Raw genomic sequence first — 16985 nt, forward strand, 5'->3', positions numbered from 1 at the left:
CGCCATTGGTCTGGCTGATCGGAATCGGAAACTCCCCGCCGACCTGGAAGCTCGCCTGCGTGCCGCTCAGCGTGGTCAGGGTCGGCTCCGCGAGCACATGGGCGAGATTGTCCGAGGCCAGCGCATCGATGACGCCCTGGAACGTGCCGCCGGGGAAAGTCACGCCGAGGGTGCCGGGCGTGGTGCCGGAAATGGAGGGCGCGCTGGTGCCGGTATTGCCGGTGATGGTGAACTTGCCGATCATGATGCCGGCCATGGTGGCCTGTCCCCAATCGATGCCGAGCTGGCGCGTGATGGTGCGCGACATCGTGGCGATGCGGACCTTCAGCTCGACCTGGATCGGCTCACGCACCTGGAGCTGGTTGACCACCGTGCCGCCCGGCGAAATCAGCCGCGCCTGACTCATCACATTGTCGGCGTCCTCGGGCGTCTGCACCGTGCCGCGCACGATCATGCCGCCGGCCTCGCTCTCGGCCGTCACATCCGCGCCGGGTGCGGTGACCTGGGCTTGCGCCTGCAGCCGGCTCTTCGCGAACGCCGACGGAGAGACCACCACGGTGAGCCGCGCGACCGGCGTGCCGGCCGAATCGGTCGCGACGATCGTGGTCTGGCCGAGATCCTTGCCGAACACGAACATCGTGTTCGGGCTGGCCGGCCGCACCTCAACCACGGCCGGGTCGGCGGCGAACAGATCGGCCATCGGCTGCGGCAACTGGACCAGCTGACCCGAGCCCTTGGCGATGTAGATGCTGCGGACATAGACCGGCGCGCTCGCCATGCCCGGCCGGTTCGATGCAAGCGGCTGCGCCTGCGCCAGGCCTGCAGAAAGGCCGAAGCCGGCGGCGGCGAGTAGAAGAGTAACGTAAAGGCGGGACATCAGAAGCTGTAATCCTGTTCTTCGGGTGAGCCCTGGAAGACGTGAACCGTGGAGATCTGCGGCGAGCTCGGCTGGGTGTTGGCGAGCGCCGGGGACACCTGGCCGGCCCAGACCGGCTGCGAAGGCGGCAGGTCCTGCGCCGGCAACTGCCCGGTCTGCATCTCGGCCGAATGCACGATGAGGGATAATTTGCCGAGGCTGGAGGCCACCAGGCAGCGCGCCGCCTGGTCCGGCGTGACTTCCAGCGTCACCGTCTGCGCCGGAGGCTGCGGATTGGGGCCCGGCGTGGCGTCTTTCACCACCTCCTGGCCGGTGGCGATCACGCGCACGTCGTCCAGCACGATCTCGGCGGCGATGCTCTTGGCGCCCGGCGCGCCGGGGATCGTCTCGGTCAGCAGCACATCGACATTGTCGCCCGGCCAGATCAACCCGTTGGCGCCGGAGATCGCGTCGACCCCGACCGTGACCGCACGCATGCCCGGCGCCAGTACCGCAGCCAGGAAGCCGTGATCGCCGGGATGAATGATGGCGCTGTCGAGGATCGGCGCCCCGTCGCTGATCGCTGTGCGCACCATTGCGCCGACCAGGGCGGCGCGATTCTCCGGCGTGTCGAGGCTGGCGCCGACCGGGAGCGCCGCCGCCAGCACCGTGGCGCTGGCCATGTCGGCCGGTTGCAGCAAGCTGCCGCCCTGCAAATTGGTGGTGGCCACCAGGATGCGCGCCGTGGGCGCCGGGGCCGCCGCCTGGTGCTTGGAATGGTTGAGGATCGACAGGCCGAACACCGAGACCACGATCAGCGCGACGATCAGAACCAGGAAAATCCCAAGCCGAAAAACCATGTTCTACCTAACGCTGAAAGAAAGGGGCAAGAGGGTCGCAAGCGCCCCGCCGGCGATGGCGCAGGCGTATGGCAGCGGCGCGCGGCGGCCGATCCGCCAGGCCTCGGCACGGACGATGCGGCGCAGCAGGGTGCCCCGACGCGAGGCGCGCGGCCGCGGCACGCAGACCCGCAGCAGCAGGTAGAGAATTGCCAGCGCCCCGCCCAGCAGCAGCACATTCAGCAAAAAGCCGAGTTGAGGCCGGAGGAATGGCGGGATTATCAAGGCGGTCGCCGCCCAAAGCTTAACGTCGCCACCGCCCATCGCGCCGGCGAGCCACAGGCCGAACAAGACGCCAAACGTCACCAGCGCGACCACCGCGCCGGCGAGCAGGGAATGATCGGCAAGGCGCGCGCCGCAGCCGAGTGCCGCCAGGCAAAGCGGCAGCCAGTTCGGCACCGTGCGCGCCGCGATGTCGTGCAAGGCCGCATAGACCAGCAGCAGCGCCGCGAGGATCGCGAAGACCAGCATCAGCACGTGCGCACCGTAAATTGGCCCTGCCACACCAATGTCGTCTCCAATCTCCATTTCCGCGGATGTAACCAGCTTGTATTACCTATCCTAAATCCGACCGTCATCCAATTCGCAGCCGTCTTAAGAGCTTTTGCTGAACGTGCCGTCAAAACGTTTTGATCTCGCTGCGATTCAACCTGCGATAGTTCAAACGACGCATGGCGCGCTTTGATCTAACAAGACCCGGCATGACCCGGCCGCTGGGGGGCAATGTGTCGTTCCGGATGCGCGCCTTCATCTTGAGGTTGTTAAATTTGCATGAAAGCGCCCGCCCTGGCGTTGCGCCGGCCGCGCCCCTGCCGGAGGCATACAAAAACCACCTGAAATTGCAGCCGCCGCCGCACCTTGAGACAAAAACGGCCGTGGCGTCCCACGGCCGTCGCTGCGATTCGGGAGCGCGGCGCCAGCGGCTTAGAGCTCGGAAGAGACCTTATTGAAGGTACTCGTTACATTGTTGCCGAGCGTGCTCACAGCGCCGATGATCACCACCGCAATCAGCGCGGCGATCAGCGCGTATTCAATCGCAGTGACCGCACGGCGGTCCATTTTGAGGGAGTGCAACTTGAGAGCGATAGCCGTGCGAACGTAATTTACCAGCATAGCGAGTCCTTTTCAGTGAGAGAGCAACCGCGCGGCAGAGTCGGAAATGACCAAAGTCCCAAAAGGTAACAAAAAGCTAATCAGGCATCCATGACGCCAACCCGCGTTGAGGTTGGCTCCAATACATGGAAATACAGGGGTTTAGTCAAATATTCAAAAGCGCTGCTCGCGTATCGCGCGAGAAAAACGTTAGATTATTTTGGTAATCTGATAACAAACCGCAATAAGCGTCGGACCAAAAAACGAAAAAACACGATAAATTATTCATAATTTTTAGAATTAAAAACTTTAATTATACGAACTCGCGCAAAACTTTGCGGCGGCTCGCGACGCGATTAAATTTTATTAATATTATTCACGTCGGGATTTTTGGACAAACTGGCCATCACAGTTACGTGAATCTCTGCGGCCACAGGCCCGCGCGCGCCCTGCCCTCGCCGCGCACCGCAAGCGAGCCGCGCAATCACGCCTCACGTTCGAAGGAAAAGAAGCGACCGTATTGTAAAATAGAGGGTGGTGCGGGCGGTCGGAATCGAACCGACACTCTGTCACCAGAACCGGATTTTGAGTCCGGCGCGTCTACCAGTTCCACCACGCCCGCATACGGTCACCCTAGTACGCAAGTGGCCATATAAAATCAACCTGCCCCGCTTGCGTCGCCTCTTCGGATTGGCTATACGGCCGCTCACGATCCCGAATAGCTCAGCTGGTAGAGCAAGCGACTGTTAATCGCTCGGTCGTTGGTTCGAGTCCAACTTCGGGAGCCATTTTCTCCAGCATTTCCCTTAAGTCTTTTCCGCCCGCGGCCGAACGGCCCGGGGGAAGTGACGGCGTCAACAAGGCGCTGCCCGTGCTGCGATTTTTTCGCTTTTATCGTCGGCGCGACCCGCCGCGCTCCGGGAAAGACGCTTTCCTAAGGTGGCCCCGGCGCCTGGGCGGCGCCAGTCTGCTCGGCGACGGGAAAACGCGTATGGTAGGCCGCGTTGATTTTCTCGACCAGATCCGGCGGCGGCGCGGCGCAGCCGGTGATCGCAATGGAGGCGGCCATCGTCACCACGAGCATGATGCGTTTCATGCCGGTATATCCTCGTATTTTGACGATGAGAGCTGCGGCAAAGCGGTCGGCGCCGCTGATCGCGCGTTGCGCAATTTGCGCCTCGCGCGGTTTGCCGTGCACCGGCAAACCGCGGAATCACAAAGATTTTACATGGGCCAACGCCGGCACGACGAACGCTTGCGCGTGTTTTGCCGTATCCGTCACGGTCCTGTGAAAGCGATACGCCCTAGAGCCGGATGATTTTAGAACGAATCGCGTAGCGATGATCCGCTCTAAAATCTGAATCCGCCTCTAGATATAAGCTAGAGGGCGATTCAGACTTTAAGTCGAACCATGAAATGGTTCGACTTAAAGTCATCGCGCTCTAGCGGCAATACTGGCTCACATAAGGCGCGAACTGCGTCTGCAACGCCTGCGGGCTGAGCTTGAAACTCTCCAGCGAATACGGCGCGTGATTGCCGTAACCGCCGCGCGGCCTGGCGGCAATTTTCTCGGAGATCGCCGCCACCGCCTGCGCGCGCAGCTTCAGGCTGAACTGGTTGTAGATCCGTTCGATCACCGTCAGCGGCGAACCGGTCAGTTCCTCGTAATGCACATGGATTTTCCGCACCGGCTCGACATCGGGCCGGCGGTCGAATGCCAGCAGCAGATTCGCGCCCTCGATCCAGCGCGCGCCGACCTGGGCGCCGATTTCGGCCGGGTCGATATTGCTGAGAAACGGCCGCCGCAGCACTTCGGTGAGATGCGCCACCGAGCCGAGCACGGCGATCGGGTCACGATGCACCACGACGAAACGCGCATCCGGATAGACCGCCAAAATCGCATCGAGCGAGAATGTATGGTCCGGACATTTCAGCACCCAGCGCGCAGGCACCCCCGCCTGCAGATACTGCAAAAACCGCTTATGAAACGCGAAAGCCTCATGATGCCCGTGCGCCTCGACCCATCGCAGATAGGTCGGCACGCGGAAGGTCGTGTCGAAGCGCAGGCTCTGGAACACATGCGCGGTGATCTCGCTGCATTCCTGCGGGCTGTCGGCGGTGATCGGGTGCATGCCGGCAAAGCCCGGCGCGAGTCCGGCGAATAATTTCAGCTGCTTGTCCACCGCGCGCGCGCGCCGGTCGGTTTGCGGGTTGAAATCATCCGGCCGCTTCCCGGGATAGATCATCTGCCAGTTGCGCGGCACCTGATTGTCGCGGTCCTCGGCCAGCAGCGAATGCAGGAACGTGGTACCGCTGCGCGGCAGGCCCAGAACGAAAATCGGCGCCTGTACCGGCGCCGAGGCGATGGCGGGGTCCCGCTGGGCATCCTCGACATGCTGCGCGTTGCGCAACAGCCGGATCATGTCCCAGCGGAGCGAGACCTTGCCGAAAAAGGTCAGTTTCGAATCGGCATCGATGGCCGTGATCAGGTGCCGCAGCCCTTCCCGCGCCGCGGGCGCGGGGTTGGCACCGGCGGCTTCGATGAGCGCGTCGGGCTGCGTGCTCGGCAGCCACGCCTTCGGAACCACCGCATCGGCGATTCCGAAGGCCGCGCTCAGCGCCCGATACGGCCAGCGCATCTCAATGCGGCTTGCGCTCGATGAGCTCGATCTTATAGCCGTTCGGGTCCTCGATGAACGCGATCACCGTGGTGCCGAACTTCACCGGCCCCGGCTCACGGGAAATTTTCACGCCGGCTTTGCGCAGGGTCTCGCAGGTGGCGTAAATGTCGGGAACGCCGAGCGCCAGATGGCCGAAAAAGCTGCCCATCTCGTAGCTGTCCACGCCCCAGTTATAGGTGAGCTCGAGCACGGTATTGTTCGTTTCGGGGCCGTAGCCAACAAACACCAGCGTATATTTACCGTCCGGCACCTCGGTGCGGCGGAGCTCTTTCATCCCGAGCAAATTGGTATAGAACGCAACACTCTCTTCAAGGTTGCGAACGCGCAACATCGTATGAAGGAAGGTAAATTCGCTCATTCTTTCGTCTCTCCGTTACGGTTCAACGCCAAGCAGGAAGATCCCACCGGCATTGGCAGCTTCGATCATTAACGATCTGTTTGCCAAGATAGTGCTTCCCGCTTCAAATGCCACACCGCGCAGACCGGCATTTTGCACCTGACGGATGGTTTCCACGCCGATGGTCGGCAGATCCGCGCGCCGTTCCTGGCCGGGCTTGGCAAGCTTCACCAGCACCCCGGCCGGGCCCGGCCGGGCCACGGCGGCAACCCGGGCGAGCATCGCATCGGTCCCCTCGACCGTTTCCACCGCCAGCACGATGCCTTGCTGCACCACGCAGGCCTGGCCGATATCCGCCGCACCGATGATTTTCAGGACCTCGACGCCACGGCCGATATCGGCCAGCGCCGTCTCATCGGGCGCATTGGCGCTGAGCAGGCCGGCTTTGCCCAGGGCGCCCCCGAGAATTTCATGGGCGCCGACCACCGCGAACCCGTCCTCGCCCAGCACGCGCAGCACCGCACCCAGCAGCCCGTCATCCCCGCCAAAAGCGGCGCGGCCGATCCGGGCCAGCATTTTGATGCCCTCCGCGTCCGGCCGCAGCGAGAAAATCGACGGCCGCTTGACCGGGCCGATGATCACCAGCTCCCGGCAGCCATGCGCCTGCAACGCCTGGCGCATGGCGCCGACGGCATCGATGCGGAATGATTGGTGCGGATAGGGCGCCACCACCTCAGGCTCGGCATAGCCTTCCAGCGCGACGATAAAGACCTCACGCCCCGCCGCCTGCGCGGCGGCGGCCACATCGCCGGGTAGCCTGCCGCCCCCGGCGATGATGCCCAGAGCGCTCATGGAAATTTAGTCCTCGTTCGCGCCGGAAGCCCGGGCCACGTTGGTCAGCAGACCATGGCGGCTCGGCGTGTCTATGAAGCCGAGCATCTCGGCCACGAAGGGGTTGTCGCCATATTCGGCGCGCGCGGCCTGGACGCGGTCGGCGAACACCCCGGGGCCGGAGAAAATGTAGCGGTAGGCAGCGCGGATATGGTGCAGTTGCGTCTTGTCGAGGCCGCGCCGGCGCAGGCCGATCATGTTGAGGCCCACCAGCTCGGCGCGTGAGCCGAACGCGAAGCAATAGGGCGTGATGTCGCTCGGCACCCCGGTCAGGCCGCCGACCATGGCGCCCGCGCCGACGCGCACGAACTGCAGGAGCGCCGCCGCCCCGCCGATCACCGCGCGCGCGCCGATCTCGACATGCCCGCCCATGACCACGTTGTTGGAGACGATCACCCCGTCTCCGATGTCGCAATCATGCGCGACATGGACCACCGCCATCAGCAGGCAGTCGGCGCCGATGCGGGTGATGCCGGTGCCGGTCACGGTGCCGCGATGGATGGAGCAATGTTCGCGGATCTGCGTGCGCGGCCCGATCACGGTCTCGGTCGGCTCGCCCTTGTATTTCAGATCCTGGGGCTCGAGCCCGACGGTGCAGAACGGAAAGAGCTTGGCGCCGGCGCCGATGCGCGTCCGGCCCTCGACCGCCACGTGCGAGACCAGTTCGACCCCGTCCTCCAGCACCACGTCCGGCCCGATCGTGCAGAACGGACCGATTTTGACATTGGCGCCAAGACTGGCGCTCGGGGCGACGATGGCGGTGGGATGGATCATATCGTGCAGCGACTTCAACATCAGGTCTTCCGATTCATGAACCGCCAGTGCTGTAAGGGCGCGGCGGCAATGCAGCTAGTCAATCATTGTTACAGCGTATGTCTGCGGCTCTGAAAGACCGGACGTCGCCTGGAAAGCATGAGGGCTCAGCCACCCTCATGCTCACCTCTGTGTCGCACGCGCCATCGCTCACGCGACTTGCGGCGCAATGCGCTCTTATCCGCCCGCGCACTAGGCGGGCTTCACCTCGTCCATGATCATGGCCGTGACGGTGGCCTCCGCGACCACCACGCCGTCGACATGCCCCACCCCGTTGAAGCGCCAGACATTGCCGCGGCGGCGGTCCTTGGTCATGGTCAGGCGCAACTGATCGCCCGGCACCACCGGCTTGCGGAATTTCGCGTTCTCGATGGACATGAAATAGACGATGGGCGCGCCGGTCGACGGCCCCAGGGTCGAGATCACCAAAGCCGCCGCGGTCTGCGCCATGCTCTCGATGACCAGCACGCCCGGCATGACCGGATGACCGGGGAAATGCCCCTGAAAGAACGGCTCGTTCACCGTAACATTCTTGATGCCGACCGCAGAATGGCCGTGCCGCACCTCGACCATGCGGTCGACCAGCAGGAACGGGTAGCGATGCGGAATCATTTGCTGCAGCTGCTTCACATCGATCACGGCGATGTCCACCGGGGGAAGCACTGTTTGCGTCGCGTCGTCCATGGGTTTCAGCCACCTGCCTTATTGGATTTCCGCCCGGTCTGGGCGAGTTTGCGGAGGGTCACGACCTCCCGGAAAAATGCCTTGGCATTCTGCGCCGGAGCGCCGAGCACTTCCTCGCCGGGACCGACATCGCTCATCACGCCGGACTGCGCACCAATGCGCGCGCCACGGCCGATATTCAAGTGTCCGGTGAGCCCGGCCTGTGCCGCGATCATCACCTGCGGCCCGATCGTCGTCGACCCGGACACGCCGGCCTGGGCGACGATAACGCTGTAAGCGCCGATGTTCACATTATGCCCGATCTGCACCAAGTTATCGATATGCACGCCGGGGCCGATCACGGTGTCCTGCGCCGAGCCGCGGTCGATCGTGGCGTTGGCGCCGATCTCCGCGCCGTCGCCGACCAGCACGCGGCCGAGCTGCGGCACCGCCAGGAACCCTTCCTTGCCCATGGCGAAACCGAATCCATCCTGGCCGATACGCACGCCGGGAAACAGCACCACCCGGTTGCCGATGATGGCGTGCGACACCGTCACCTGCGCGCCGATCCGGCAGTCCCGCCCGATGCTCACCCCGTCCCCGATCGAGGTCAGGGGACCGATTACCGTCCCGGCGCCGATCTTCACGCGCGCGCCGATCACCGCATTTGCGGCGATTTCAGCGCCGGCGTCGATCTCGGCGGTCGGATCGACCACCGCGCTCGGATGGATGCCGGCCTTGGCCGCAGGCGCCGGATGAAACAGCGCCGCGACTTTCGCCCAGCCCATGTAAGGCTCGGGCGTGACCAGCGCCACCGTGCCGGCCGGCACGCGCGCGGCGAAGTCGGGGTGTAAAATAACCGCCCCGGCTTTGGTGCCGGGGAGCTGATCCGCGTAGCGCCTGTTGTCTAGGAAACTCACATCGTCAGGCCCGGCGGACTGCAGCGGCGCGACGCCGCTGATCACCCGCTCCGGCTGGTCCGTCGCCGCGCCGATCAGCGCGGCGAGGCTCGCCAGGGAATGGGGGCCGGTGCGCGTGAAGAACTGGGCGTCACCGGGTTTTACGACATCAACCATCACCCGATCCTATTGGCCGTCACCCTGCCCGACCTGATCGTCCTGTCCCCCGGGCGCGCTCACGGTCATGCCCGGCGTCACGACGCTGGGCGGCACCTTCACCGACGGGAGCAGTTTATTGAGCTGGTCGACCACTTCACCGGTGATATCGAACGCATTGACGTTCAGCGCCACCTGCTCGCGGTGCAGCACCAGATTCATGCCGTGCGCCTCGGCTTCCTGCCGGATGATCGCGATCAGCTCGGCTTCGATCTCGTTCAGCGCCGCCTGGCCGGAATTCTGGATCGCCTGGTTGCGTTCCTCGAACTGGGTCTGGGTCGCAGCGATCTGGTTGCGCAGCGCCTGCTCACGGGCCTCGAGCTGTGCATCGCTCAGATGCCCGCGCTCGGCCAGGATATGTTCCTGCGCGGCCTGGATCTTGCCGCGGGCGTTCTGTGCATCGTGGCCGAGCGCGGCCTGGCGCGCCTGGATCACTTTCTGCACGCCCTGCGCGGCGGTGGATTTCTGCATCACTTCCGGCACGCTCAGCACGCCGATCACCGCGACCGGCGGCGCGGACTCCTTGGGCAGAGCGGGCAGCTGGGGAATCGCCGGCGTCGGCTGCGGCGCGGGCTGCGCGGGCGCAGGCGCCATCGCCGGGGCCGCGTGCGGCGCGGGCATAGGCGCGGGGTGCGCGGCCGGCGGCATGAAATAGCCGGGCGACGAGGTTTGCGCGAAAGCCGCCGGCGCGGCGAGCGCCGCAAGCGCGGCGAAAAGGACCGGACGTGAACGGGTGAATGCTGACACTTAGAACCTCGAACCAAAAGAAACACGGAATTGCTGAATCTGATCGCCGGGCCGCTTCACCACTGGCTGGGCAAGCGAAAGATTGATCAGGCCGAAAGGCGTATTCCAGGAAATACCGACACCAGCGCCGACGCGCGGGGCGGTATCGTCGGTGATCGGGTGCCCGGGAATTTCCCTGGCCCCCCAGAGCGAGCCGACATCGACGAAGGCGAAGCCCGAGACGCCGAGATCCGGCGACACCGGCAGCGGGAAATGCAGCTCGGTGGACTGCGTCCACATATATTTACCGCCGATTTCATCGCCCGTCGCGTTGTCGGTCGGACCGACACCGCCATCGGCAAAGCCACGCAGATTGTCGCCACCGAGGAAGAACCGGTCCTCGAGCTGATCCTGGTAACCCAGCACCGGAAGCAGGTAACCGCCCGTGGCGTGCAGACGCAAGACCCAGGCCTTGTTGCCGAAGACATGCTCCAGCGGGATATAATAGGCAATATCCGGGCTGAAGCGGAAATAACGCGCAAAGCCGCCGACGCCGGCGAAATCGGTCGTCAGATTGATATTCAGGCCGCTGGTGGGCGAGATCTCGTCGTCGAGATAGTCAAAGGTCAGCGTCTGGCTGATCTGGCTGAGCGTATTGGGACCTTCCTCACTGGTAATATAGATCGAGGAGCCCGTGGGAACGCCGAACAGATCGCGCTGGCTGAGCGTATAGGTGAATGACTGGCGGACATGGCTGTTGAACCGGTAGCCAAACCGCACGTCGCCGCCGATATCGCTTTCCTCATAGCTGAGGGACTGCGCCGCCGCCGTGAAGGAGTCGGTAGCCGAACGGAACAGGTCGAAGCCGGCGATCAGGTTGCGGCCCAGGAAATACGGGTTGGTGACGCCCAGATTGATCTGCGAGCCGCGCTGCGCGAGCAGCGCGTTGATCGAGGCATCGACGCCGGTGCCGAGGAAATTGTTCTGGCTGAGCCCGGCATTGAGCAACGCGCCGAGATCGGTGGAGTAGCCGCCGCCCAATGAGAACTGGCCGGTCGCCTGTTCCGTGACGGCGGTGTTCATGATCACCTGCTGCGGCGTCGAGCCCGGCGTGGTGGTGATTTTCTCAGCCTTGAAATAGCCGAGATTCTTGAGGTTGGTGGTCGAGCGGTCGGCCTTGGCCTGGTTGTACGCATCGCCCGGGGCCAGGGTCAGCTCACGGCGGATCACCTGGTCTTCGGTACGGGTGTTGCCGGTAATGTCGACGCGCTGAATGTAGATATGCGGCCCATCGACCACGTTCAGCGTGATGTCCATCGTCTTGGTGGCCGGATGGGTCTGCACCATCGGATTCACCTGGGCGAAACTATAGCCGAGATTGAGCGCCCGAGTGGTGAGCGCCGTCACCCCCTCCTGCAGCGCATCGCCGTCGAACCAGTCGCCCTTGGCCAGCGGCATCAGGCCGCGAAGCTTGTCCACCGACAGGCCCGGCACGGTCGAGACGATTTTCAGGCTGGCGACGCGGTAGCGCGGCCCCTCGGAGACATTGAAGGTCAGATAGAAGGATTTGCGGTCCGGGCTCAGCTCCGCATTGGCGCTGACGACGTTGAAGTCGGCGTAGCCGTTATGCAGGTAGAACTGGTGCAGCAGATATTCGTCATATTCGACGCGCTGCGAATCATACTGGTCAGCGCTCGAGAAAAACCGATACCAGGCGGCCTGGCGCGACGAGACCACTTCGCGCAGGTGGCTCTGGCTGAAATGGTGGTTACCGATGAAAATGATGCGCGCGATCAGGGTTTGCTGGCCCTCGGTGCATTGAAACACCACGTTCACACGGTTGTCCGGCAGGCGGATGATGTTCGGCGTGACGGTGGCGCTGTAATAACCCTTCTTGGCATAGGCATCGAGCAACGCGCGGCGGTCGGCCTCGGCGGCCGCCGGCGTGAAGACCGAACGTGATTTCAGGCTGATCGCGGCCTGAGCCTCCTTGTTGGTGAGAACCCTGTTGCCGGAAAAATAGATCTGGTCGACGGTCGGGTTTTCCGCGACCACGACGTCGAGATCGTTGCCGTCGCGGCGGATCGACACGCTGCTGAACAGGCCGGTCGCGTAGAGCGTCTTCAGCGACTCATTGATGGCCTGCGGGTCGAAGGGGCCACCCGGCTGCACCACCATATAAGACGTGATGGTATCGGACTCGATGCGGTGATTGCCGCTGACATGGATCGCCGCGATCGTGCCGCCGGGTGCCACGCTGCCATGGCCGGAAGTGGGCCGGTGCTGCGACGCTGGTTGCGCGCTTGCGGTCTCGTACGGGCTTGGGACCAGCAGGGCCGGCAATAGGCAAACGGAGGCCAGTAAGGCCGAGCGCGGCTTCAGCAATTAAAATCTCCCAAACCAATACAGCCCCCGGCATGCCGGAGTATTTTCTCTTCGCGGCGTTTGGCACGCGCCGGACCCCGCGGCAAGGCCAGCCTTGCCGTGCCGGAACCGCCGAGTCTCTGGTCCATTGTGCCCCACTGTCAGGGAAATTTTAAGGGGCCCGTCGGGGCATGGGGCACCTTGTCTTGAAATACGGTCGTCTTATCCAAACAGATGGACAACCCAACTGACCGCGCCGAGACGCGTGAGGTCATTGAGCGTGGTCACGAAGAACAAAGAGAGAATGACGGCAATGCCGAATCGTAGCCCGATATCCTGGGCACGAGGCGGAAGCGGCCGGCGATAAATCGCCTCCGCCGCATAAAACAACAAATGCCCGCCATCGAGCACCGGGATCGGCACGAGATTGACCAGGCCGAGATTGATCGACAGCAGCGCGATCAGATTGACGACGCTGATGAAGCCCATAGCGGCGACCTTGCCGCTGATCTGCGCGATGCCGAGCGGGCCGGCCAACTGGCTCAGCCCCTGGCGGTGCACGAACAGCCGGTACAGCCCGGACAACATCGTCGTGGTCTGGCTGTAGGTCTCCTGTGCGGCCGCGACCACGGCGCCGGGCGGCGAATAACGGCGGAGCTGAGATTCGGTCCCGACCACGCCGAGCTGGCCGATTTTCGTGCCGTCCTCGGAGACCGTGCCGAGTTTCACCGGCTGCGTCACAACCTGCCCGTGCCGGTCCAACGTCATCGTCACCGCCCCGTTGGGATGCGCCATGACGATATTCTGCAGCTGCGTGAAATTATCGATCTTCCGCCCGTCCACGGCGAGCACGCGGTCGCCCGGCTGCAGGCCCGCCATGAAAGCCGGTGAATGCGGCAGGATCGAGCTCAGCACCGGCTGCACCACCACCTGCCCCACACTCATGAACAGGCCGGCGAACAGCACGAAGGCCAGGAGCATATTGGCCAACGGCCCCGCGGCGACGATCAGCGCCTTGGACCCGAGCGAGCAGGCGGAAAACGAGCCGGGCAGCGCCGGCGCGTCGCGATTCGCCTCGCCCCAGCCCTGCATCTTCACGTACCCGCCGAGCGGCAGCACGGAAATCTTCCAGATCGTGCCGGATTTCGCCTTCCAGGACATTAGCGTCGGGCCGAACCCGATGGAAAAGGCTTCCACCACCACGCCCTGGCTGCGCGCCGCGAGATAATGCCCAAGCTCGTGAACGAACACGAGGACACCGAGATCCACGATGTAGGACAGAATGGCGCGGATCAGGTCGAACATGGTCAGGCCGCCTTTGCCGTTGCCAGTTGCTGGGCGGCGTTCCGCACCGCGAGATCGAGCGCCAGAACCGCCTCGAGATCCGGCACAGGCGGGGCGCCGAACTGCTGCAGCAATGTCTCCGCGATGCCGGCGATGTCGAGAAAGCCGATCTGCCGCGCCAGGAACGCGGCAACCGCGACCTCGTTGGCGGCATTCAGCACCGTCGGCGCGCCGGCCCCGGCCACCAGGGCCTCGCGCGCCAGGCGCAGCGCCGGGAACCGCGCCTCGTCGGGCGGGGAGAAATCCAGCCGCGCCACGGCAGCCAGATCGAGCCGCGGCGCGCCGGTGGAAAGACGCAGCGGCCAGGCCAGCGAATGGGCGATGGGGATCCGCATGTCCGGCGAGCCGAGTTGCGCCAGCACACTGCCGTCGGCGTAACAGACCATGCCGTGGATCACCGATTGCGGGTGCACAAGTACCTCGATCTTCTCCGACGGCAACGAGAACAATCTCGCAGCCTCAATCACTTCGAGGCCTTTGTTCATCATGGTCGCACTGTCGATGGAAATCTTCGCGCCCATCGACCAGACCGGGTGGCGCAATGCCGCCTCCGGCGTGACGGCGCGCATTGCCTCGAGATCGAAGTTGCGGAATGGCCCCCCCGAGGCGGTGAGGATGATCTTGTCCACGGACTTGGCGTTGCCGTCCGCCATCGCCTGCATGATGGCGTTATGCTCGGAATCGACAGGCAGCAGCGTGGCCTTGGCCCGCGCCACGGCGCGAAGAAAAACATCGCCGGCCGAGACCAGCGATTCCTTGCAGGCAAAGGCGATCGTGCCGCCATGATTGATCGCCGCCAGCGTCGGCTCCAGCCCGGCAAGGCCGGTGATGGCGGACATCGTCCAGTCCACCGGCAGCGCCGATGCTTCCAGCACCGCGCTCCGCCCGGCGGCGCAGGCGAGCCCGGTGCCGGCCAGCGCGTCACGCAACTCGTTCAAGAGGCCGGCTTCGGCGATCACCGTCAGTTCAGGGCGGAACTGCTTCGCCTGCGCCGCCAGCAAGGCGACGTTGCGCCCGCCGATCAAGGCGCGAACGTGATAATCGTTCTGGTTTTCTGCTATAATATCAAGGGTCTGTGTGCCGACACTCCCCGTGGAACCGAGCACCGACAAAGTCTTTAGCCCCATAACGGCAAGCCTCCATGTACGCTGAGCGCCAAAATCACCGCCACGGGAGCGGCCGCCAGAAAACCATCGAGCCGGTCGAACAGGCCGCCATGGCCGGGGATCGTTCGTCCGGAGTCCTTAACCCCCAATTTGCGCTTGATCGCGCTTTCGAGCAAATCGCCGGCCTGGGCAAAGATGCTGAGCAAGCCGCCCGTGAGCAGCGCCAAAGCGTCCAGCCCATGCAGGCCGCTCGCCACCACAGCACCGCAAAACCCGCCAATGACCAGCCCGCCGAGCGAGCCGCTCCAGGTCTTGCCCGGCGAGATGCGCGGCGCCAGCCTGGCGCCGCCGACCACGCGGCCCACCAGATAGGCACCGATATCGGTGCCCCAGACGACGATGAGCAGAAACAGAGTGTCGTGCAGGCCGCGATGCGGTTGCAGGCGCAGCCATAGCAGCGCGAGCCCGCCAATCCCGGCATAAGGCAGGCCGATCGCCATGAACAAGCCGAAGCGCAGCGCGATCAGGACGGTGAGCAGCGCCATCACCGCCAGGGCGGCCGGGTAGCCGGCCACCATCGCGACCACGCCGCTCAGCACCAAGGCAAGCGGCAACAGCACCAAGAGGCGGCGATCACCTCTCATCAGCCGCGCCCATTCCAGCCCAAGCCCCAACAAGCCCAGCTCGACCAGAATGGTCCAGGCAATGCCGCCGGACCACACGCATGCCAGCACCACCGGACCGAGGATTGCCGCCGAAAGCAGGCGAATGCCGAAATCCGACCAGCGGCCATTCGCCGTCGAGGCCGACATGTCAGGCAGGACGCGCACCGAAGCGCCGCTCCCTGGTCGCGTATTCAGCGAGCGCCCGGGCGAATTCGTCCGCGCCGAAATCCGGCCACAGCACGTCGGTGAAGAACATCTCGGCATAAGCGAGCTGCCAGAGCAGGAAATTGGAAATACGCTCTTCACCGCTGGTGCGAATCAGCAGATCGGGATCGGGAATCCCATCGGTCGAGAGGTAGCGCGCGAAAATCTGCTCGTTGAGCGCTTCCGGCGCCAGCCCGGCCCCGATGACCCGCCGCGCCGCCGCCACGATGTCCGCCCGGCCGCCATAAGAGAGCGCCATCACCAGCGTGAGTCTGGTATTGCCGGCGGTCTTCGCCTCCGCCGCGGCGAGTTCAGCCGTTAAATTCGGCCCGAAGCGCTCGCGTTCGCCGATTACCTTCAGGCACACGCCCTGCTCGTGCAGTTCAGCCAGCTCGCTGCGCAGATAATGTTTCATCAGGAACGTGAGATCGGCCACCTCCCCCGCCGGCCGCCGCCAGTTCTCCGACGAGAACGCGAACAGCGTGAGATAGCGCACACCGTGGGCAACGGCCGCTTCGATCGTCCGCCGTACCGCCCGAGCGCCTTCGCGATGGCCGGCGACACGCGGTACGCCACGGGCTGCAGCCCAACGGCCATTGCCATCCATGATGATGGCAATGTGCAGGGGAATCGGGCGAGACGAAAGATCAGCCATCAGACCTGGCGGATGTCCTTTTCTTTCTCAGCCAGGCTCTCGTCGAGCCGCTTGATGTAACCGTCGGTGAGTTTCTGCACCTCGTCCGACCAGTTGCGCTCGTCGTCCTCGCTGATCTCATGCTTCTTTTGCAAAGCCTTGATCTGCTCCATGCCGTCACGCCGCACGCCACGCACGGCAATGCGTGCGTTTTCGGCATATTTGCCGGCCGTCTTGGCCAGTTCAGCGCGGCGCTCCTCGGTGAGCATGGGCAGCGGAACACGTACCATCTGCCCATCCGGCTGTGGGTTCAAGCCCAGCCCACAATCGCGAATCGCGGCGACCACGGAGTTGACCATCGAACGGTCCCAGACCTGGACGGTCAGCATCCGCGCTTCGGGCACCGCAACAGTGGCGACCTGATTGAGCGGCATCATTTGGCCGTAGGCTTCGACCTTCACCGGGTCCAGCAGCGCCGGGCTGGCGCGGCCGGTGCGCAGGCCGCCGAACTCGCGCTTCAGCGCGTCCAGCGCGCCGTCCATGCGGCGGGTGAGGTCCTGTTTCAGGGAAGCGAGATCGGCGGGCATTGATTCGT

Annotated in this window: 18 protein-coding genes and 2 tRNA genes; 1 reads left to right on the forward strand and 19 read right to left on the reverse strand. The window is 64.2% G+C overall.

Annotated elements, in window-relative coordinates; genetic code table 11:
* The 5 genes from VNC39_RS00075 to VNC39_RS00095 form a co-directional block, all read right to left on the reverse strand.
* A partial coding sequence (locus VNC39_RS00075; protein WP_325394936.1) for a pilus assembly protein N-terminal domain-containing protein occupies positions 1–877 on the reverse strand: 877 nt, incomplete at its 3' end.
* The gene (cpaB, locus tag VNC39_RS00080) at positions 877–1716 is read right to left on the reverse strand and encodes a Flp pilus assembly protein CpaB (protein WP_325394938.1); all 840 of its coding nucleotides are present in this window, start codon (positions 1714–1716) and stop codon (positions 877–879) included. The genes VNC39_RS00075 and cpaB, both read right to left, overlap by 1 nt.
* Positions 1717–1719: 3 nt before the next feature.
* Positions 1720–2259, reverse strand: coding sequence for an A24 family peptidase (locus VNC39_RS00085; RefSeq protein ID WP_325394940.1), 540 nt, complete (start codon positions 2257–2259; stop codon positions 1720–1722).
* 420 nt (positions 2260–2679) lie between these two features.
* A complete protein-coding gene (locus tag VNC39_RS00090; protein WP_349255469.1) occupies positions 2680–2868 on the reverse strand; it encodes a Flp family type IVb pilin in 189 nt (62 codons plus the stop codon).
* A gap of 514 nt (positions 2869–3382) precedes the next feature.
* Positions 3383–3469: transfer RNA gene (locus tag VNC39_RS00095), tRNA-Leu, on the reverse strand.
* 90 nt (positions 3470–3559) lie between these two features.
* Here VNC39_RS00095 and VNC39_RS00100 point away from each other — a divergent pair.
* Positions 3560–3635: transfer RNA gene (locus tag VNC39_RS00100), tRNA-Asn, on the forward strand.
* 146 nt (positions 3636–3781) lie between these two features.
* Here VNC39_RS00100 and VNC39_RS00105 read toward each other — a convergent pair.
* From VNC39_RS00105 to frr, 14 genes are all read right to left on the reverse strand, one after another.
* Positions 3782–3943, reverse strand: a complete 162-nt coding sequence (locus tag VNC39_RS00105; RefSeq protein WP_325394942.1) for a hypothetical protein — start codon at positions 3941–3943, stop codon at positions 3782–3784.
* A gap of 346 nt (positions 3944–4289) precedes the next feature.
* Positions 4290–5486 carry a sulfotransferase family protein gene (locus VNC39_RS00110; protein WP_325394944.1) on the reverse strand — a complete coding sequence of 399 codons (1197 nt, stop codon included), beginning with the start codon at positions 5484–5486 and terminating at the stop codon, positions 4290–4292.
* A gap of 1 nt (position 5487) precedes the next feature.
* The gene (gene gloA / locus VNC39_RS00115) at positions 5488–5886 is read right to left on the reverse strand and encodes a lactoylglutathione lyase (RefSeq protein WP_325394945.1); all 399 of its coding nucleotides are present in this window, start codon (positions 5884–5886) and stop codon (positions 5488–5490) included.
* 15 nt (positions 5887–5901) lie between these two features.
* Positions 5902–6717: an LpxI family protein gene (locus VNC39_RS00120; RefSeq protein ID WP_325394947.1), complete on the reverse strand. Its 816-nt coding sequence runs from the start codon at positions 6715–6717 to the stop codon at positions 5902–5904.
* 6 nt (positions 6718–6723) lie between these two features.
* Positions 6724–7551, reverse strand: coding sequence for an acyl-ACP--UDP-N-acetylglucosamine O-acyltransferase (lpxA, locus tag VNC39_RS00125; RefSeq protein ID WP_325394949.1), 828 nt, complete (start codon positions 7549–7551; stop codon positions 6724–6726).
* 210 nt (positions 7552–7761) lie between these two features.
* Positions 7762–8253 carry a 3-hydroxyacyl-ACP dehydratase FabZ gene (fabZ, locus tag VNC39_RS00130; RefSeq protein WP_325394951.1) on the reverse strand — a complete coding sequence of 164 codons (492 nt, stop codon included), beginning with the start codon at positions 8251–8253 and terminating at the stop codon, positions 7762–7764.
* Between the two features lie 5 nt (positions 8254–8258).
* Positions 8259–9308: a UDP-3-O-(3-hydroxymyristoyl)glucosamine N-acyltransferase gene (gene lpxD / locus VNC39_RS00135; protein ID WP_325394953.1), complete on the reverse strand. Its 1050-nt coding sequence runs from the start codon at positions 9306–9308 to the stop codon at positions 8259–8261.
* A gap of 9 nt (positions 9309–9317) precedes the next feature.
* The gene (locus VNC39_RS00140; RefSeq protein WP_325394955.1) at positions 9318–10094 is read right to left on the reverse strand and encodes an OmpH family outer membrane protein; all 777 of its coding nucleotides are present in this window, start codon (positions 10092–10094) and stop codon (positions 9318–9320) included.
* Positions 10095–12458, reverse strand: coding sequence for an outer membrane protein assembly factor BamA (bamA, locus tag VNC39_RS00145; protein WP_325394957.1), 2364 nt, complete (start codon positions 12456–12458; stop codon positions 10095–10097).
* Between the two features lie 201 nt (positions 12459–12659).
* Positions 12660–13742, reverse strand: coding sequence for an RIP metalloprotease RseP (rseP, locus tag VNC39_RS00150; protein ID WP_325394959.1), 1083 nt, complete (start codon positions 13740–13742; stop codon positions 12660–12662).
* Between the two features lie 2 nt (positions 13743–13744).
* Complete coding sequence (gene dxr / locus VNC39_RS00155; RefSeq protein WP_325394961.1) at positions 13745–14908, reverse strand: 1-deoxy-D-xylulose-5-phosphate reductoisomerase; 1164 nt, start codon at positions 14906–14908, stop codon at positions 13745–13747.
* Positions 14899–15717, reverse strand: a complete 819-nt coding sequence (locus VNC39_RS00160) for a phosphatidate cytidylyltransferase (protein WP_325394963.1) — start codon at positions 15715–15717, stop codon at positions 14899–14901. Before VNC39_RS00160 ends, dxr begins: the two co-directional genes overlap by 10 nt.
* Positions 15701–16411: a polyprenyl diphosphate synthase gene (gene uppS / locus VNC39_RS00165; protein WP_325394965.1), complete on the reverse strand. Its 711-nt coding sequence runs from the start codon at positions 16409–16411 to the stop codon at positions 15701–15703. The genes VNC39_RS00160 and uppS overlap by 17 nt, the downstream gene beginning before the upstream one ends.
* Positions 16411–16977, reverse strand: coding sequence for a ribosome recycling factor (gene frr / locus VNC39_RS00170; protein ID WP_325394967.1), 567 nt, complete (start codon positions 16975–16977; stop codon positions 16411–16413). The genes uppS and frr overlap by 1 nt, the downstream gene beginning before the upstream one ends.
* Between the last annotated feature and the right edge of the window lie 8 nt (positions 16978–16985).

The sequence above is a fragment of the Acidocella sp. genome, assembly GCF_035535915.1.
Taxonomy (GTDB): domain Bacteria; phylum Pseudomonadota; class Alphaproteobacteria; order Acetobacterales; family Acetobacteraceae; genus Acidocella.